This window comes from Chromatiaceae bacterium, assembly GCA_016714645.1.
GTDB lineage: Bacteria > Pseudomonadota > Gammaproteobacteria > Chromatiales > Chromatiaceae > M0108.
The window spans coordinates 639,910-658,110 of the sequence record JADKCI010000001.1 but is presented as its reverse complement, the minus strand read 5'-3'; the positions used below and the strand labels follow the sequence as shown (position 1 = coordinate 658,110).

Below are 18,201 nucleotides of genomic sequence, written 5' to 3'. Positions count from 1 at the left end.
CGATCATGTGCCAGCGCGGCGAAAGGCCATAAATAGCCTTTTAAGTTTATGTCCTACCGTCAAGGATGTCGAACTCATTAAGGATTCAACTTCCGTCCGTAGATCCTGACATAACCCCTCACACTCCAGGCCCCACTGCTGGCTGCTGATCAACTGCGCCTCCTTAGCCACTATGGTGTTTTGAAGATCACTTTCAATATCATGCATTTTTTTGAGAGCAGATTCCATGGCCGCAATTTTTTGGTGTAACGCCTTGTTCTCTCCCCTAGCATGGTCACATTCCAACATACCCTTCCAGAGAGCTTCGGTAACCGCCGCGGGTGAACAATGTGAAAGCCAGCCATCAATGACCCTAAACGGGGAAGTTCCCCCTGGGCGAGAAAAGGATTTGCCTTCCAATCTAACTGGCTCCCGATCCCGATGGCGAGCTGTCACTTCGGAATTAGCTATCCATGTGCTTTTGCAGGCAAGCTGCACCCAGAATTCCCAAATCGCCATTTCGGTATCGAGTTGAGTATCGAAGCGACAGCCCCCTTGAATCAAGGATCTCGAGAAAAGCCCGGCGCACAAGGGCATTGCCGCGTATGAATGGGGTAATCTGGGTTCAGGCGCTAGGCGCCAAACACTCTCTTCTGGGGATGTTTCTAGCGGCCTATTCCCCAAGCGGATCCCGGCGCAAACGCATCGGGTTAGCTCGGATGTGGCGGCAGTCGCCATAAGTTTAGCGATGTGGTTTGGCTCAAGACTATCCCCGTCCCCCAGCAGTACCAGCCACTCGCCGAGGGCATTTGCCATCGCCTGATTGGCGCGCACGGGCAAGGTCCAGGCGACGTCCGACGCGATAAGCCGCAGTGGAAAGCGGCCCTCGTGCCACCGAGACAGATGCCCGTTGGGTTCGGACGGATCCCAGTCCCAATCCTGAATAACAATCAACTCGATATGCGGATAGGTCTGTAGCTGAACCGAGTCCAGAGCATCGGCAAGGGACCCTTGCCCACCAATGAACAGGATCGATACGAGTGGTTGCGCCAGGTCCGAGGGGTGGCCTGACTGTGCGTAGAATAACCCTGGCCTAATGGCTTGTAAGGGATTCTGGATTAGATCCTCGCCATTAAGCAATCGGTAAGCTTCGGCATACTCTACATTGGGCGGCAGCGTATAGGTGCGGAACCGATTCAAGGCCACGAGATGCACATCATAGCGCTGAATTTTGAGCTGGCTTTCGAAACAGGCCATGGCCTCCTGTTTTCGATTGGCCAACTCCGTGATATCCAGTAAATAATTCGGATGCAGAGGTACGCCAACCTCGTACATCATCAACTGGATCGGACGTGGGCAGCGCCGCAGGGCCTCAACCGCCGCCAAGGCAAGCACATAGTGATCCGGATGAATCTCCCACCAGGATGGGGCATAGAGAACTTCCGCCTTGGATTCCGCCAAGGCATCCAAAACGGACGTGATGAGCCTTTCATCGTAGACGAGTTCGCGATCACCAAAGCCCCAAAAGGTTGGTTCACCATAGCCAAGTATTTTTCCCGCTGTACCTGACTCTCGCCGCCTAACGGATTGACCCTCCTCCCCAGCCTCGAAACAGCCATAGCTGCTATCCGTAGCTATGACGACCCTGACATCATAACCCGCCTGAAGATGCTTCATGATGGCCCCGCCACATCCAAACACCTCGTCGTCGGGGTGGGGCGCTAAAACCAAGGCTGGGCCAGGCGGGGAAAGGATTTCTGGCCGATAAGGGATGAACGCCGACTCGCGCCAGCCAAGCCGCGGTTCACTCATGGCGCCCAGAGGCCCATTTCAGAGAAAATCCGTATCGCCAAGGGTCAACCACCAACGGTCGCGCAGTTGTGCGGGGGTATAGGGTTGAGGAACCCAGGAATTGGTGGGAATGCTAACACCGCTGTCCAGTACTTCCATATCCTGGGTACTGAATCGATCAACATTCTGGCGGCTAATCCAGCAGTAAAGCGAGGTACATCCCCACAACCCAGCCAAGCGTCGCGCCTGCATCACAAGCACGGGTATCGCCTTGACGGGGGCAATCAGATCCGTGAGGGCCAGCCGCGTCTCTTCCTGGTGCAACACCAACAGACCCAGGGGGGCGCCCGTCCATCGAGATGTGACCAGAATCAAGCCATAGCGCCGCTCGGGGTGATTAACATAACGGTGTCTGACGAAGATCCAATCACGTAACCCCACCACGGCGTCGTCGAGATCGCTTGCCATATCCGCCCAGAGCCTGTCGATTACTTGTTGATCACCCGGCGCTTCTGGATTGAGCATGCGTATCCTGCTGCCTAGACTAGGACTTTTGCCCAAGGCATCCCAACGTAATTCGCGAAGCTCACCAACCTCGGCATAGTGCCCCAGCCGCTCCCCAAGCCGCATGGCGCGACGGTTTGGGAAGCCGAAGGCCAAGGGTATCCCCCCCAAGCCCTGGTAGAGTTCCAGAAAGGCGGCAGTAACCTGAAACATAACACCGGTCTTGGTCATGACCGCGCGCTCGCGGGGTTCGACCATGGCATCGCAGACTTGGACGGCACGAATCCGCTGGCCGAATGCCATTACCGCGCGAAGGGTCCCGCCATAGTGGGCCACCATCCGATTATTCCGCCAAGCGGCTACCCCGAAACCACGGCCCTCGGCATACTTCCAATGCCAGAGGCCAGGGCTGATGGCCTGACCGAATACGTTGGAAAAAAGCTCCGAAAAGGCCCCAAGGTCAGAAGAATTCACATTTTTCAGCCGCCAACGGGGTGGTACCCCTGTCGGACGGCAGATCATTACCCCACTTGCCCGATTTCCCTCGCCCGGCGGGTTGATAGAATTCTGGAGATATTGCTGGCCTTCCCGCGTTGTTTGTGGCACCACAAAGCCACAGCGCCGCAGTAAAACCGCCAGCAGGCACTGTCGTTCCCCTACTAGCGACAAGGACTGCCCCGCTTCATCGTCCGAGCCATCCATGCAAAGGAAGAGGTAACCGTCAGGGCTCAAGAATTGCGCGGCATAAGCAAGGCAGGTCAGAAATTGTGTATGCCCCGCGTCGAATGATCCGGGGCTGACGAAGGCTGCTTGCCCCCCGCACGGGGTTGCAGCTACGCCGAGATCACCGTCACCGTTCCGGTCCATGACGCCAGCTTGCTAAAGGAGGGAATTAAGCATTTCAGCATTATCGGGCCTTCACCGTGGGACCAATATCTGGGCCCTGTGATATACCCGGAAGTGGTGCCTTCGTCTGGGAATCACCAGCGGCGTTGGCCTCGGGGGGTTGCTTGAGCTTGTGGTAATAGTCGCCATTCTGGGTTACCCAGTGCATGGATATTTTGGTCGCGTAGGGCTTACGCAATTGCGGGAGTTGATAGCTCACATCGGCATCGACAACGGCATCTTCCCCTTGAAGGGTTACGGCTGTTATGGTGTAACTCAGCAAGGTGCCAGTGAATGGTATAGCCAATGCGCGGAAGACTAGGGGCGTCAGGCTACCATCAAGGGAACCGGCTTCCATGCGATAGGCACCCGCCAGATGGTTCAGCCGGAGCGCCTCCAGGTAGGCATTAGCGCGATCGCGTACCCTTTGCTCGGATGGCTCAATTTGCACGGACGCGTCTGCCTTGGCCGGCGTCTCTTGAGGAATGGATGCCAAACCTTGCTTTTGACCGTGCGTGCCCGCCTCATCGGTGCAGGCCGTCAGGTTGAGATTGATGAGGCTAACAGCGATCACCAGTAATCGGGTAAGGGAGTTAGTCATGGCATGCATTCTCGCGCACTCTCGGTTCCGACAAAATTTGGCCTTAGCATTGTCGCTGGGTCGAACGGTACCATTAGGCCCTTAATCAACCCTTGCCGTGATCACATCAGGGGAAAATGCCATTGGGGTAGGCATCCTTAAGTTCATCCAATTCGATTGTGATCTTGATCATACTTGCCAACTTCTTGACATAGGCTTCCTTCGCCGCTTCCTGGGCCTCATCCTGCATACGCTTCGCTACCGCCTCGCGGGCACCCTCGAAGGGGGTATAGACTGCCTCACTGGTATCGGTGAGCATCAAAATGTCATAACCCGCCGGGCTTTCAAGTATGCCCGTATGCTGGCCTACCCCGATGCCATCCAAGGCCTGCTCTAGCCAGTCATTGCCCTTCCTGACCAAATAGCCAACATCCCCCTTGTTGGGACGGGCCCTTTTATTCTCGGTGAGGTCGCCCGCCACATCCGCGAAGGGCTCGCCTGCCTCGATACGTCGCATTGCCGCCTCGGCGCGTGCCCGGGCCGCGGCATGATCCTCAGCGGTTGCTTGCTCCGGTACACGGAACTGAATTTGCGTCAGCCTCACCGAAGCGGGAATACCGAAATCCTCGTTATGGGCCTCATAAAAGGCACGCAAGGCCTTATCTCCGGGAACCGGGGGGGGGGGGAATTTGGCTCTTGCCAACTTTTCGTAGGCTAACTGATACTGTTCGGGTTTGGTCTCATCATCAATCAAACCCTCTTGGCGCATGGCGGCCAGCAAGAGGCGATTCTCAATGGCGGTGCGCAGTAAGGCCGCCTTACCTTCCACCGTCATGGCCTCACGCACCCGCTGGGGATTTTTCGAGAGGAACTTCATGAATTCCTCGACCGTGATATTCACCTCACCGATGCGGGCCATCACGACAGGTTCCATTGCAGGACCGGTGGCAATGACCCCTGATTGATCCGTGCTGGTCGCAGGCCTGGCGGGCTGAACTTCCGCCTTTTGCCCAGGAGGAACCAAGGATACGCCCACCGAATCATCAGCCGCCACAACAGCGAGGAGGGCCGGCGTTGCGGCCAGCGCCATGAAGCAGAAAATTCGGAGAGTTAATGTTGGCATAGCCTGACCTCCTAATCACAACCTGACACATCCAATACGATTATCGGATAACGAAATACCCAGAGGGAAGCCGATGAGCTAGTAACCACCCTAACCTCTCACCTTTGAACGGCAGGGGTGGCCACCTCCCCTGCCGGGACCATATCCTCGCCCTCAAGATCCGCAAAGCTGTCCCACAAGGGGCCATATAGAACAACACCGCCATTGGTATCCCCCATGCCCCCCGCCAGAATCGCGTCGAGCCAGCCATCCTGGTCCAGATCATTGAGAGCTACGGTGGGTATTCCTTGGCGTTTGGTTAGATCAATTTGGCGGATAGCGTGTTCACTCCCTTCCCAACCGAAAGGAATTTTCACCAGAGAAAGACGGTCGTAACCCGCGGTCAGGACATAACCCATGCCGTCCTTATCAATGCCAAAGGCCGTTCCGCGCAAACCTGGGACGGCACCTGCATCCCGAGTCGCGGTCGGGATAGGAATGGCGCTCTGCATCCACCCGCCGCTATCATCCTTGACTAGGATGTTGAGGGCGGTGATGCCCGTGGTGGCTTGCCCTGCCTCGCCAGGTACCAGGATATCGATATCCCCATCCTGATCGATATCCGCCGGTATCACGAAACGGGCGGGTCCCGCCCGTTCGAAGGTCCAAAGTTCCTCGATAGTCGGTTGAGCTTCACCGCAGGGGTAGCGAATCACCAGTAGCTGACTGGTGGCGGGGTTCATGAACAGGATTTCATCGATCCCATCACCACCCAGATCGGCGGCCGCCACGTGTTGAGTCTTGGCGAAGGCAGGCCGATAGGTCAAAAAATGCGCCGCGTTAGCCGCGGCCTTGTCAGGCTTGAAGCCTTCGACAAGTACGATCATGGCCTTGGTAAAGGGGGCAAAGGCCAAGCCCAGACCCCAACCCGGCCAGTGAAATTGCGTGCCCGCGCGTGGAAAAATGGCTTCAATCTCGGAACTCATCTTCAAGCCACCCTCAGCCGTCGGCGCCATCACGCGTAGCTTATTTTCGCCCTCGGCCAACATCAGGAAGGTCCGATTCCCGTCCTCCCCCGACAAACCGATGAGTTCTCCGGGATGAAATCCCACCTCGGGAATTTCCGGGCCGGCTTGCCATTGACGCGAGCCAAGCTGCAGGAAGAGACGGCTGTGGTTACCGCCATGGGATGTAAAGCCCAGATCCAGGCGACCGTCCTGATTAAAATCATCCACCAGCAGAAAGTTGGGCGCGCCCGCCATGAACAACCGAGCCAGGCGGGCGGTCCCGCCAGGGTTCTCCTGGAGAGGGGCGGGGGAGGCAACCTCGGGCCGCGTGTCAAAATTTTTCTCTTCTAAAGATTGAGATTGACTGACATTACTATTAACAAACAATGATGCAAACAAAAACCCAGTCCATGGCCAGAAGCGCGCAGCCCCGAGCTCAAAATCAGATGCCATAAGGAGAACCCCAGCGAAGCGCTATCCAAGGGTTAACAATATATATAATCAATTCTATAAAATGACAAAGGCGGAACGCCGTTAGGCGTTCCGCCTTTTTTTAAGCTACCGGAAGCTTACTTGAACACGCCGCGATCAAAGGCAAGCGCGGTCTCGGCCACAAAGTTGTTACTAGCAGCTTCCCCAATCACCTTGGAGACGATGGAGAAGGCCGCGATCGAGGTCTCGGGGGTGAAAGTACCCCGATCCTGATATTCCTGCAACTGATAGGAGATGAAGCCATCAGCCGCACTGCCACCCACCGGGGTGCAAGGAGTATAGGAGTAGGTATACGGAATCATCGGGTCAGCAGCACCCGCGATCTTGATGATGGTCACTTCCTCGGGAACCGGTACGCCAGAAGAACAGGTGTTTTCCTCGGTGTCGTAAACTTCCACGAACACGTTGGAATAGTCACTGCCCAAGTTGGTATCGGACCAAATGACCTGATAGGTGGCCAAGCCGGCGCTCGACAACGCCATATCAAACACCGCGAAGTCACCCAGGTCACCGTCGGAGTAGGTGGTACGAATGCCGCTGATCAGAGGTGAAACGGCCGTAACCACGCCGCCCGTGCCATTCGACCCATAAATAACATTGTCATTGGCAGTCGGAACGCCATCGGGGATGTCAGTGTCATCCGTCAACGGGAGAACCGGGATGTTGGCCGCCAAGCCCGTGTCGTTGACCAGCCAGGCGTTACCGAACATGCTGAACTGAGCGCCGGCACCGGTCAGGTAACCGATCTGATTCGTAACAACCATGTAGCCCGCTACATTGGCCCAGGCGCCACCGGAGATATCCCGCCAGTTGATCTGGACGATGTCATTGGGGGTTACCGGCTTCGCACCATTAACCTTATGGTTGCTCTTATTGTCAAAGAAGAACCAGTGGATGACGTTGTCGAGGTCGGCGTCGGGCGGGTTAAGGGTCAGATTCGGATTGGTGGGCGTGACGTGACGCGCCGTGTAGATATTGGCCACGTCTTCCCAACCGACGGAGGCGGGAATCTCGATCTCGATGAGGGTGTTCAGGCCGGTAAGACCGGCATCATGAATCACCAAGGGCACCAGCAAGGCCTCACCGGCATTACCGACGACAATGGCATGGGAAGGCAGGCTGACGCCAGCCAACGCCGCCGTGACGGCGGTCGCGATAGCGATCTTTTGGAAACGCTCGTTCATGCGATTTCTCCTTTTGTTGCGCAAATCAGACAAATGAATCGAAGTTACTGCCCAAGCCCGGTTCTGCGGACTTCCTGGTTATGGCACCTAGCCCATCACCCGAGGCCCGCATGCCCTTCCCCCGGGAATCGGGACTGGGCGATGGGCTACGGCTAAAGTATGCCGCATCACCCATGGATGTCAACCGTCGGGTCGTATTTTTTTTACAAATTTGTTCTCGTTTGTTGCAAATTCTCCTCTCGCCGCTGCTAACGACGGGTTGGGGGGCGTTTGCGGATGACTAAAATGTTGCTAATATGCAACAAGATTGCTGGTTAGTGAGCTGAAAAACCAACGCACTTGTTAAGGGCATCCCAGAATTGCCGTCTTCTATGCCCTTATTATGGTGTCCGGCGCCATACCCACTGATTACCCACAGTCCCATCGGGACCGCGGAGGCGAGCATAATAGCACCCCGCCCTCAACCGAGACCATAGCTTGTCGGGAATGCTGATTGTGCTTGCGCGGCCCATCCATGACCGCGACTTGGCCAATCGCACCAGATTTCTGACCCCGAAACATTTGTCGTCGGGAGTCAAACCACCTGGCCCTAGCCTTGCTTGGGCAAAGGGGACGAAGCCTGGCTCGATCGCCAACTCGAAAGTGGTGCCTGCCGGAAAGGCCTTCACCCCCAGTTGGGGAGCTTCCGTTATCTGACCAAGGTTCAGCGGCGGGACCCATGGCACCTGGGGGAGTAGCGGCAGGGTGTTCACCGCGTCCTGCTCCGGCAAGCCAAACTTGTGACGGAGGGCAAGGCCCGCCTCCGCCATCATGCGTTCCTTACCCCCATCAGGTTCCGGACTTTGGTCCCAGTAGTGCACTACCTCTGCCCCAGGAATGCACAGCGGCATCCAACCCTCCCGTTGCGCCTCGATGCAGAGGTCCGTATCCTCGTAATACATAAAATAGCGCTCATCGAACACGCAACCGCGCCGCCGAACCCAGTTGCTATCCAGTAACAGGCAGGCCCCCGGCAGGAAAGGTTGCCGAAAGGGTGAGCGCTGCGACCAATAATGATCGTGAACCAGGGCCCAGTAGTGGCCACGTAGTTGGCCGTCCAACGAGGAGGGGGCGTCGGCGCCTAGACCCAGCCAGCGCAAGGCACCAGTCGCGGGGGGCAAGCGAAAGAGGCGTTCATCGTCCCAATAAAAGCGCGGACCGACCATGGGGCACCGATAGCGCCGTGAGGTTGTGAGCAAGCGCTCCACGGCAGCAACATCAATACGCAGGTCGGGATTGAGTAGCAGCACATAATCGGTGGAGAGTGCCGTAAAGGCGCGGTTTACGGCAGCGGCAAAGCCTATATTGCGCCCTTCTCCCATGACCCGCGGCATGCCGTCGCCAAGGGCGAGCGGGTAAGGATTGCCATTGTCGAAGACAATCACCTCCCTTATCATGGGGAATTCAACCAGAGACCTAACCAGTGGCCGCAACAGCTCTTCAGTGAAGTAGTTGACGATAATGACGCCGACGGTCATGGCACTCCCCCTGACAATATTAACAAGCATGGGTGGCTGGGGGAGTCAACCTCCACAACGGCGACTACCCGGGGGATGAGGGCGCGCATGAGGCAAGCCCCACCCCCTCGCAATGCAAATTCAGCGCTCATGTTGATCGGGAGCGCGCAACAGGATTATCCCCTACAGTGGGCCTGACCAGGCTTAGGATGCTGGGTGATAAGGTCGTTACCTGTTGCCTTCCACCCACCTGTGTCCTCTGCGGGGGGCAAGGTTTCGGCGGGCTCGACCTTTGCCCCGGCTGTCTGGCGGACCTGCCCCGTAACCTTAATGCCTGTCCACGCTGTGCCATGCCCCTGGCCGAGCGGCAGACGAACAGGTGTACCTGCGGAGCCTGTCAGCATCAGCCCCCTCCCCAAACCTCCTCCTATGTGCCCTTTTTATATCGATACCCCATAACTGCTTTGGTTGTCGGAGCGAAGTTTGCCGGACGCCTGAACATGGCCCGCCTGTTGGGCCAATGTTTAGCACACTCCTTGCTGGAGAGCGGCATGGCGCGACCGGAAATTCTTATCCCCGTGCCCCTGCACCCTTTGAGATTGCGCGACCGTGGTTACAACCAGGCCCTGGAGATCGCCCGGCCCCTTGCCAAAATACTGTCCATCCCAGTGGATGTTGATGTTTGTGTCCGCTCGCGGTCCATCACCCCACAGGAAGGCCTGGATAGGGCGGAAAGGCGCGCCAACGTCAGCGGGGCCTTCAAGGTCGAACGCCCGATCAGGACCAGGCATATTGCCGTAATCGATGATGTGGTGACGACCGGCAGTACTACCGCCGAACTGGCTCGGGTGTTGCTCCAAGCCGGTGCCGACCGCATCGACATTTGGGGGGTGGCGCGGACGCACATAGAGGCATACCGTCAAGGCAGCAAGGTAATTGATTAGGGCCCCATTACCCGGGCACTTTCATTTTGCCGAAGGCATCGATGATATGGCAGTCACAAAATTTAGGAGAATTGCAGCGAAAAAAATCGTGTTGAACCTCAATGCGGCGTTCCTTAACATTACCGCAATCGAACAAGGTTGGTACCTTCGGCAGGTTTGGGCAACCCTGAATGCGTCCGTCGTTCCATAACCGAAAATATGTGACACCCGCGGGACATAGCACTTCTGGCCGATCCGAGAAACCAGCGCCAAAGTCCTCTTGATGGTCACCCGCGATGACTTCACCGAAACGGGTCCGAAGTGCCTGGATGTGACTCTCGGCGACCTCATCGAAGGAGATTTTGATATCGCGGACAAGTAACAAGGGTTTGCGGGTGTACGAGAAGACGTGGTCAGCGTAAAATTGTAATCCCTCTTCCCACTCCCCCATCAACGGGGGAGATAAAATATAATCAGGGTGAGTTTCCTCAAAGCGACGATCGATGAAAATTCTAGCATTGCCGGGCCAGCGATCGAGCAAACCCTTCCGTTTAATCTGATGGTAATGCATGGTGAGATTGATGTAGCGGATCTTATGCAATTTGTCCGGCGAGAGCTCCGGGAAATCCTGTAAAACCGAACCGTTGGTATCCAGGGCTATTTCAACATCGTGGTCGAGGAGGCGACTAAGGAGCTTGTCCGAACGGCTATAACTTACGAAAAAATCCCCTACGCCTGAAAAAGTAAAAAATGATTTTACTTTAAAGTAATCGAGAAGAAATTTAAGGTCATCGTAATTGAGCGAGGGTTTATGCTTGGCGATGGGATCAATGATGCAATATTGGCAATCAAAGGTGCAGTGCCCCGATGAAGAAGCGAAAAACATTACTTCACAATCAGAATCAAGCTTCATCGGATATCTCCCTGAGCCAGTTTGAAATTCATTTCGATCAATCCTATTATCGAGGTTTCAATACCGTGGCAACACGTTTACGGTTTGGACTTCTCCACCAAAGCGGTTGGAGCCCGTGGTTGGACAACTTGTCGCATTGCCAAGAACACTTACCCTATGCCCTCCCGCCAAGGCCGCGAGGAGCATATTCGCGTTTGATGCATCGGTCTCGCCGACCAGGAAATACATGTTGAAAGGGGTAAGCCCCGATGTTGGGGGGGCAATATAGAAATAGATTACGCCATTTGTTGTTGAAACACTCCTGGCGATTTTACCTTCCTGGGTGCAAGTCGCATTAGCCCGACCTACCTGGCTAACTATCAATATGCTAGCCATAATGACAAAAATCGCATTCTTCGGTTTCATTTAATCCATCCTCCGCCAGACGTTAAAGACGAGGGGGTCCCCGTAATTGGGGAATTGAGGCAAGGCAGGCCCGGCAGCACTCATCGTAATTCTCATTGACCGTCTCCGGCCCGGTCCTCGCGAGCACATGATCAAATATGGATGAGGCGTCGATAATCAATGAGCGCCGGCTAATGTTGCCTTGGATAAAAAATTTTCTTGGCGCTTGACCCGAACCCGGCCACGGTTGGCAATATTAGCCGTATAATGTCAGGATGTAGAGCTGGCTGTCAAGTTTCGCGAGTCTTGTCCCTTATGTGTATACTCAGGGTGACGTCGAAGGCCGGCGGAAACCTTCCTCGCCGCTATCCAAGGAACCCGCTTTGGACGGGCAAGGTCGGCAACCTTGGGACAATAGGGACGATGAGGGATTGTCTTGCTAATATACCGCTCAGGCATTGTTTTTTTTGCATCCCTACCCTGGTTAAGCCCTGACCGAGGATTCGGATGATATCGTATCGGACTCACTTTTGGCCTCGATTAAGCACCTTTTTTATGTGGCCATATGCTTAGTTAGGCATTACACACTAATTTATTCATCATTAAATCATGGAAGCAGATCATTACCATGGCTAAATCCCTTCACCCCTATCCGGCCCAGCCAAAAATGCCAATTGGTAGACCCAATTATCTGGAAACCCAGGCACAGCATTTAGTTCAAGCTGGCAAGCATGGTGAAGCCGAGCCTCTTGTCAGACGCATACTGTCATTCGATAAGAATTCACCGACGGGACTATTTCTAATGGGTGTCATTGAGTTTGAAAAGGGCGCCAGGGACCAAGCCGAATCACTGTTCAGGCGCTGTATCAAGATCGCCCCCCGTCATTTCGGTGCTCAAGCCAATCTTGGAAACCTGTTGTTGGGATCTGGAAAATCCGCGGAGGCATTCACCTCTTACCGCGTTGCGATAAAGCTCCAACCCGACAATTATGCATTGCTTTACAACACTGGCCAATGTCTGCGGACGATGGGGCGCTTTGATGAGGCGATTACGACCTATCGGCGCGCGCTTGAACTAAAGCCCGATTTTGTTACCGCCGCCTGTGACCTCGGGATTGTATTGGCACAAACGGGACAGGGTATGGAAGCCGTGGCCTTAGGTACCGACCTCATTCAACGCCATCCTAGCGCCGTGGAAGCCAGATTATCCCTGGGTAAGATCTTTCGGGAATTGGGTCGCCCCGAGGAAGCGCGAATACAACTCGAGGAAGCTATTCGCCTTGATCCCAACAACCGAAACGCATTGCGGGAACTTGCGGGGGTTCTATTACAAACCAATGAGTTGGTACGGGCGGAATCCTTGATCCGGCGGTCCGTGGAGGGCACTGCGATCCCAGTACCCGGGGCCCTGATGCTGCTGGCGGAGTTGCGCGCCCGCCAGGGCAATCATGCGGCTGCTATTGGCTTGATGTCCCAGGCCTTGGACGTGACTGGTGCGGGCTCCAAGCGTCCCCAACACTTTCAGACTTTAGCCGCCTGGCATGCGGCCAACAATGACCGAGCCAAGGCTGTTGAGGTGCTCGCCACCGGCTTAAAGACCTTTGGTGATCAAGAACCCAACCTGATCATTAGCCTTTTTTATAACCAACTATGCATCGGGGATTGGAGGAATTATCGCGAGCTATTTACCAAGGTATTGAGACGTCTCCGTGATCCGAATCCGCCAGTGCTAGAGCCCTTCATCACTCTTCTGATCCCGGATCTGACCCCTAGCGACTTGCAACGCGTCACACACACCTATGCGCGGCAATTCGCAAGCTGGACACACAGGGCCTTGCCCTTGAGAGTATCTCGGAGACCTTCCGGGGAGCGCTTGCGGATTGGTTACCTTTCGGCGGATTTCCATCAGCACGCTACCGCTTATCTGACGGCTGGGGTCTTCGAACACCACGACCCCCGCGAATTTGAGTCTCATGCCTATTCTTACGGGCCCGACAATGGGAGCGCGACACGACAACGCCTACTAAACGCTTTCGAGCATTTTGTGGATATCCGGGGCCTGGATCACGCCGCAGCGGCCCAGCGGATTCGGGATGACGATATCGATATTCTGGTCGACCTCAAGGGCTACACCCGCCAGGCGCGCCCCGAGATCCTCGCCCAGAGGCCAGCACCCATTCAGGTTAACTGGCTAGGGTATCCAGGTACCATGGCGGTGGAGTTCATGGATTATATCATCGTGGATTCCACAGTGGTCCCGTTTAGGGAGGCCTCGGCCTACCAAGAGGCTCTAGCCTACCTGCCACATGCCTACGCCCCCGTTGATACAAAGCGCGCGGTTGCGCCCATTCCCAGCCGAACCCAGGCCGGGTTACCGGAAGAGGGTTTCGTCTTCTGCTGTTTCAATAACCCGCGCAAAATTATTCCGGATTTTTTCTATCTCTGGTGCGACTTACTCAGCGCCGTTCCGAATTCCGTGCTTTGGCTTTTTGCGAGACAGGACGCCGTCATTGAGAATTTGCGCCGGGAGGCAAAGCGGCACGGCATTGATCCCGAGCGGATCATCTTTGCATCTCGCGTCGCCCAAGATGAACACCTAGCCCGGCTTTCCCTGGCGGATCTGATTCTGGATACCCTGCCCTATAACGCTCACACCACGACCTCGGATGCCCTGTTCATGGGTGTACCGGTACTGACCTGTATTGGTAAAACCTTCCCTGGCCGAGTGGCTGCCAGCTTGCTAAGAGCCGCAGATCTCACGGATATGGTCACCCTTACCCTTGAAGATTATCGGACCAAGGCCCTGAATCTGGCATCCCATCCGGAAGTACTCACGGACCTGCGCCGACGCCTCGCGATAGCTCGAAAAAAGGCGCCTTATTTCGACATATCGGATTTTACCCGTCATCTGGAAGCACTCTACCATCGGATGTGGCAACGTCATGAGGAGGGGCTTGAGCCAGATACTCTGGGCTTACCTTATCCCTGAGAACAGCCTCGCCGCGGTCGATCGGTTTGAGACGACATCTCAAGCCAATTGCATAGTCGATCCACCGGGTGGCATTAGTGATTTACACAACGGTGTCCGGTTTGTTCGGTATGACGGCCTGTATATAGCTCACCTGATCGCGCTGGAGGAGCCCAGATACCGCCCCCGCCGCATCTTGTGATTTACCTCTCCCCCGCGAGGGCCGCGCCTGCGCCCGGCTAGACACCCCCATTTTTCACGTGTACCGAAAAATAGACTTGACAATCAGCCGGGAATTGGCTCGCGTTTTATTTTGTAAAACAGCGATATACGGGAGCCTGCCCTGTTCGACCGTCTCAAGACCCTGATGCACCGCCTGACGGATCATACCGTCCTGGCCGACCTCCTCCATCCCGTCATGCGGGCTCTGGCGCGGGTGCGTCAGGCGGCGGTGGGTCGCACGCTGACCATGCCAGATTTTATCGCTTTGGGAGTGCTGCGCCACCGGCAAGGGATGTCGACCTGACGCGAGCAAGTGCAAACCTGGCTGCATCTGGACCCGGAGACCGCGGCGCGGGGGCCGCTGGCCCGCTCCACCTGGTCGGATGCGCTCGCGTCGCCCCGCCGGGAGGCGGTCTTGCGGGACCTGGTGCCGGCCTTGGTCCAGGAGGCGCAGGCGATCCTCCCGGATCGCCTGGCGGGCATTCCGGGTCTGGGGGATCGGCCGGTGCGGGCCATTGATGGCACCTACCAGGCCGAAAGCGCCCATTTCCGACGCCGCACGCCCCAGCAGGGCGGCGTGGACCATCCCAAGGGCCATGCCTTGTTGAGCTTATATAACCTGCGCCTGGGTGTGCCCGAAGCCGTCCGGGTCGACACCCGCAGTCGCCATGAAACGCGGATCTTGCGGGATGATGACCAGGCCCCCCACGCCCTGACCCGCGAGCGCCGCGGGCTCTGGCGGGTGGATCGCGCCTTCATTGATGCCCCCTTCTGGGATGACAAGCACCGGGCCTTGCAGATCACCCTGATCACGCGCATGAAAAGCCACCTGGGCGTGGATTCGACCGAGGGCCTACCCATCGCCGACGACCCGGCCAACGCGGGCGTGATTAATGACCTGCGCGTCACCTTGTCAAGTTCGCGGGAGGACTGGCGCCTCATCACCTGCCGCCCCCGCCGCGGCGAGGAGTTGCAATTCCTCACCAATGACTTGAGCCTGCTGCCCGGTGTGGTGGCCTTCCTCTACTTCCGCCGCTGGGAGGAAGAAAAGTGCTTCGATACCTGGAAAAACGACTTCGCTCAGGCGAAGGCCTGGGGTAAGGGCACCGTGGCCATCGCCAATCAGGCACGTCTGGCCATCATCACCCATCTGCTGGTGGCGATCCTCCTCCACACCCGCCTGGGTGCCGCGGGGGCCCAGGATGTGAAATCACTGGCGAAGCAAGCGAAACGACAGCAGGCCAAGGTCGATGATCCCGATGGCACCCATCGCCCCAGCTGGACGGTCCCCCTGTTCCGCTATACCGCCAAGGTGAGCCGCCAGGTCCTACGGTTCTTAAAACCCTGTTTCCTCAAACCCGCCTCGCCTGGGCTCTAGGAACGCGAGCTAGGGCCGATGTTGAGGGCTTACCTATGACTTTAGCCGGACACCGTTATGTTTTACATTAAACCGGAAATACATTTCTTCAGATTTGTAAAATGATTTTGATCATTGGTGAAAATCTTCAATGACAGGACATGCTCACCGGATGCCAATGCCGGGGTGGGGATTTCACATTCGAAACCACTATAGCGGCAAGTAGGACGTGCTAGAGCCATTGCCACATCCGATCTACCTCCCCCATAAATACTTTGAAAGGTTATTCCATCAATCTCCACGAATACGCCACCCGCAACAGCTTGCGTCATGACATCGTCCGCCCAGCCTCTAACGGTCAAGGCTTGAGCGCAAGCCAATACAATAGGTTGCTCTTGGCTTCCAGGAGGAATATCGTTGATGGCGTCTATAGCATACAGGGTCGGCGTTTATACTGCTGTCAGCTAGTCCGTATCCTGCAATCGCGCGTTAAATTTACGCACCATCCAGATGCACTCTTCCTGGTATTTAAGAAAGGCATCAACTTTAAATACTTCGGGCATTATCCGTTGAAGTGCCAAGAAAAAATCCAGCATGCTTGATTGGGACCAGCCATGGAAATGAATACTGTAGCCCATTTGCATTAATTCATTTGCGCGGTTATCGATACCCATCTCGTCCGATACCTCATTGACGTACCGCGCCCACTCCAGAAAATGCTGCTTTCTGGACCACTCAGGTCCATCTCTGTAGTCCCTTAAGAGATGCTCGAACGGAGTATCTGGACGATCCTGGTCAAACGTATAGCACTTATCGGGTATAGCCAGGTAGACGATCCCGCCACTCCTAAGCACCCGTAGCATGTATTTTATAAACAAAATGGGGTTTTGACAGTGCTCGATGAAATGATTGGCGATCACGAAGTCTTGACTAAAATCCGCGATGGTTTCCAGCCGTTCGCCGTCATCGACAATGTCAACTTCGACCAAATCCGTGGATGCCAACTCCGGGTAGTGCCTGCGCAGTTCACTGACCGGCATTCTATCCACATATTTTACCTGGGCGGATTTCCCGACCAGCAGGGGTCTCTGCAACCCGCCGATTTCGAGCCCTTCTCCGACAAGATAATTTAACGCCAGGCTAACCCTATCGAAACTGGCTGTTTCCATGTGAGAATCATGACACGCGACCACCGCATTCTGATTCTTCATTTCAACATCCTCGTATATTGCCTTAAACCTTTTGAACCGCAATAGCATACAAATGACCGCGCTTGAGCCCTGAACTACCGATAGCCTCCCGAACAGTCTAATAAGCCGTCATCAAGCAATTTTTCCCCAAGCAGCAGTTTATCCCCACACCTTAACACCCAAGATAAGTTCTCGCAGCCTTGGCATCCAGTTCGATCCGCGCCCGCAACTCGTCAAAGGAGGCGAATTTCCGTTCATCCCGCAGCTTGAAGCGAAACTCCACCTCGGCATGACGCCCATAGAGATCACCCGCGAAATCGAACAGATGAACCTCCAGCAGATAGCGTGGCTCCTCCCCCAGGGTCGGGCGCAGGCCGATATTGGCCACGCCTGGCCAGGGGCGATCTAGCAGGCCATCGACCATGACGGCATAGACTCCGTGTAGGGGGCTGACCCGGCGGTGCAGGTTGATGTTGATGGTGGGGAAGCCGATGGTCCGCCCGCGCTGGTTGCCATGGGCGACGCGACCACAGATGCGATAGGGGCGTCCCAGGAGGTGGCGGGCCAGATCCAGTTCGCCCCGCGCCAGGGTTTCACGGATACGGGTGCTGCTCACTCGCTCGGCGCCATGGGTGATGGTATGCAGATCCTCCACCACAAAGCCATGTTCGGCCCCTAGGGTGCGCAGCAGGGCAAAATCGCCCTGGCGCCCACGACCGAAGCGGAAGTCGTCGCCGACCAGCAGATGACGTGCCGCCAGGCCGTCCACCAGCAGCTCCTCCACGAAGGCCCGCGCCTCCAGATGTGCCAGTTTGTGCCCAAACTCCAGCAGGACCACCCTTTCGATGCCGCAAGCCTTCAGGGCCGCCAGCTTTTCCCGGAGGCGCGTGAGCCGGGCTGGCGCCGCCTCCGGGGCGAAAAACTCCATAGCCTGGGGCTCGAAGGTGATGACGGTCGCTGGCAGCCCCAAGTCTCGGCCCTTGGCGAGCAACCGCTGAAAGACGGCGCGATGTCCCAGGTGCACCCCATCGAAATTGCCGATGGTAGCCACGCAACCTCGGTGCACAGGCCTGAGATTATGGAGTCCACGAATGACTCGCATGGGGATCTGGATCCGTCTTATGTTTAGGATTTAAGGGTCAAGCATTAAGGATGAAATTCAAGTCTTAATGCTCCTGGATCGCAATCGGTGCCGTTAGGGTTGCGGCGAGCGGTCATCGGCAC

Annotated in this window: 16 protein-coding genes; 4 read left to right on the top strand and 12 right to left on the bottom strand. The window is 56.1% G+C overall.

The annotated features are described in order from the left end of the window. Positions 1–3 precede the first annotated feature (3 nt). The 7 genes from IPN92_03015 to IPN92_02985 all read right to left on the bottom strand — a co-directional run bounded on the left by IPN92_03015 (position 4) and on the right by IPN92_02985 (position 9,041). Complete coding sequence (locus tag IPN92_03015) at positions 4–1,791, bottom strand: PIG-L family deacetylase (GenBank protein ID MBK8637289.1); 1,788 nt, start codon at positions 1,789–1,791, stop codon at positions 4–6. 18 nt (positions 1,792–1,809) lie between these two features. Beyond that, entirely contained in the window at positions 1,810–3,141 is a 1,332-nt protein-coding gene (locus IPN92_03010; protein MBK8637288.1) for a GNAT family N-acetyltransferase, read from the bottom strand. Between the two features lie 40 nt (positions 3,142–3,181). After that, positions 3,182–3,760, bottom strand: coding sequence for a hypothetical protein (locus IPN92_03005; protein MBK8637287.1), 579 nt, complete (start codon positions 3,758–3,760; stop codon positions 3,182–3,184). 106 nt (positions 3,761–3,866) lie between these two features. After that, positions 3,867–4,862: a peptidyl-prolyl cis-trans isomerase gene (locus tag IPN92_03000; protein MBK8637286.1), complete on the bottom strand. Its 996-nt coding sequence runs from the start codon at positions 4,860–4,862 to the stop codon at positions 3,867–3,869. A 98-nt stretch (positions 4,863–4,960) separates the two neighbouring features. Further along, on the bottom strand, positions 4,961–6,103 hold the full coding sequence (locus IPN92_02995; protein ID MBK8637285.1) for a hypothetical protein: 1,143 nt from the start codon (positions 6,101–6,103) through the stop codon (positions 4,961–4,963). A gap of 314 nt (positions 6,104–6,417) precedes the next feature. After that, positions 6,418–7,524 carry a hypothetical protein gene (locus tag IPN92_02990; protein MBK8637284.1) on the bottom strand — a complete coding sequence of 369 codons (1,107 nt, stop codon included), beginning with the start codon at positions 7,522–7,524 and terminating at the stop codon, positions 6,418–6,420. Positions 7,525–7,904: 380 nt separating this feature from the next. Further along, complete coding sequence (locus tag IPN92_02985) at positions 7,905–9,041, bottom strand: glycosyltransferase family 2 protein (protein MBK8637283.1); 1,137 nt, start codon at positions 9,039–9,041, stop codon at positions 7,905–7,907. A 188-nt stretch (positions 9,042–9,229) separates the two neighbouring features. Here IPN92_02985 and IPN92_02980 point away from each other — a divergent pair, with 188 nt between their 5' ends. Next, the gene (locus IPN92_02980) at positions 9,230–9,964 is read left to right on the top strand and encodes a ComF family protein (protein ID MBK8637282.1); all 735 of its coding nucleotides are present in this window, start codon (positions 9,230–9,232) and stop codon (positions 9,962–9,964) included. A 7-nt stretch (positions 9,965–9,971) separates the two neighbouring features. Here the strand turns inward: IPN92_02980 and IPN92_02975 are convergent, their stop codons facing one another. Further along, a complete protein-coding gene (locus tag IPN92_02975) occupies positions 9,972–10,856 on the bottom strand; it encodes a hypothetical protein (protein MBK8637281.1) in 885 nt (294 codons plus the stop codon). Positions 10,857–10,913: 57 nt separating this feature from the next. After that, positions 10,914–11,261: a hypothetical protein gene (locus IPN92_02970; protein MBK8637280.1), complete on the bottom strand. Its 348-nt coding sequence runs from the start codon at positions 11,259–11,261 to the stop codon at positions 10,914–10,916. A gap of 607 nt (positions 11,262–11,868) precedes the next feature. Between IPN92_02970 and IPN92_02965 the strand changes: the two genes are divergently transcribed. From IPN92_02965 to IPN92_02955, 3 genes are all read left to right on the top strand, one after another. Continuing rightward, a complete protein-coding gene (locus IPN92_02965; protein ID MBK8637279.1) occupies positions 11,869–14,229 on the top strand; it encodes a tetratricopeptide repeat protein in 2,361 nt (786 codons plus the stop codon). Positions 14,230–14,575: 346 nt separating this feature from the next. Continuing rightward, positions 14,576–14,734: a hypothetical protein gene (locus tag IPN92_02960; GenBank protein ID MBK8637278.1), complete on the top strand. Its 159-nt coding sequence runs from the start codon at positions 14,576–14,578 to the stop codon at positions 14,732–14,734. A gap of 9 nt (positions 14,735–14,743) precedes the next feature. Further along, on the top strand, positions 14,744–15,808 hold the full coding sequence (locus IPN92_02955; protein ID MBK8637277.1) for a transposase: 1,065 nt from the start codon (positions 14,744–14,746) through the stop codon (positions 15,806–15,808). 62 nt (positions 15,809–15,870) lie between these two features. Here IPN92_02955 and IPN92_02950 read toward each other — a convergent pair whose 3' ends face one another. The 3 genes from IPN92_02950 to ribF form a co-directional block, all read right to left on the bottom strand. Beyond that, the gene (locus tag IPN92_02950; GenBank protein ID MBK8637276.1) at positions 15,871–16,119 is read right to left on the bottom strand and encodes a hypothetical protein; all 249 of its coding nucleotides are present in this window, start codon (positions 16,117–16,119) and stop codon (positions 15,871–15,873) included. 132 nt (positions 16,120–16,251) lie between these two features. After that, positions 16,252–16,998, bottom strand: coding sequence for a methyltransferase domain-containing protein (locus tag IPN92_02945; GenBank protein MBK8637275.1), 747 nt, complete (start codon positions 16,996–16,998; stop codon positions 16,252–16,254). A 151-nt stretch (positions 16,999–17,149) separates the two neighbouring features. Beyond that, positions 17,150–18,079 (bottom strand): bifunctional riboflavin kinase/FAD synthetase, encoded by a 930-nt coding sequence (gene ribF / locus IPN92_02940; protein ID MBK8637274.1) that lies wholly within the window; start codon positions 18,077–18,079, stop codon positions 17,150–17,152. Positions 18,080–18,201: the final 122 nt, after the last annotated feature.

Coding starts and splice junctions, on each gene's coding strand:
- IPN92_02945 (MBK8637275.1), bottom strand. CDS start 16,998: ATGAAGAATCAGAATGCGGTGGTCGCGTGTCATGATTCTCACATGGAA.
- IPN92_02995 (MBK8637285.1), bottom strand. CDS start 6,103: ATGGCGGGCGCGCCCAACTTTCTGCTGGTGGATGATTTTAATCAGGAC.
- ribF (MBK8637274.1), bottom strand. CDS start 18,079: ATGCGAGTCATTCGTGGACTCCATAATCTCAGGCCTGTGCACCGAGGT.
- IPN92_02950 (MBK8637276.1), bottom strand. CDS start 16,119: ATGACGCAAGCTGTTGCGGGTGGCGTATTCGTGGAGATTGATGGAATA.
- IPN92_03005 (MBK8637287.1), bottom strand. CDS start 3,760: ATGACTAACTCCCTTACCCGATTACTGGTGATCGCTGTTAGCCTCATC.
- IPN92_02970 (MBK8637280.1), bottom strand. CDS start 11,261: ATGAAACCGAAGAATGCGATTTTTGTCATTATGGCTAGCATATTGATA.
- IPN92_02980 (MBK8637282.1), top strand. CDS start 9,230: ATGCTGGGTGATAAGGTCGTTACCTGTTGCCTTCCACCCACCTGTGTC.
- IPN92_03000 (MBK8637286.1), bottom strand. CDS start 4,862: ATGCCAACATTAACTCTCCGAATTTTCTGCTTCATGGCGCTGGCCGCA.
- IPN92_03010 (MBK8637288.1), bottom strand. CDS start 3,141: ATGGACCGGAACGGTGACGGTGATCTCGGCGTAGCTGCAACCCCGTGC.
- IPN92_02965 (MBK8637279.1), top strand. CDS start 11,869: ATGGCTAAATCCCTTCACCCCTATCCGGCCCAGCCAAAAATGCCAATT.
- IPN92_02960 (MBK8637278.1), top strand. CDS start 14,576: ATGCACCGCCTGACGGATCATACCGTCCTGGCCGACCTCCTCCATCCC.
- IPN92_02985 (MBK8637283.1), bottom strand. CDS start 9,041: ATGACCGTCGGCGTCATTATCGTCAACTACTTCACTGAAGAGCTGTTG.
- IPN92_03015 (MBK8637289.1), bottom strand. CDS start 1,791: ATGAGTGAACCGCGGCTTGGCTGGCGCGAGTCGGCGTTCATCCCTTAT.
- IPN92_02990 (MBK8637284.1), bottom strand. CDS start 7,524: ATGAACGAGCGTTTCCAAAAGATCGCTATCGCGACCGCCGTCACGGCG.
- IPN92_02975 (MBK8637281.1), bottom strand. CDS start 10,856: ATGAAGCTTGATTCTGATTGTGAAGTAATGTTTTTCGCTTCTTCATCG.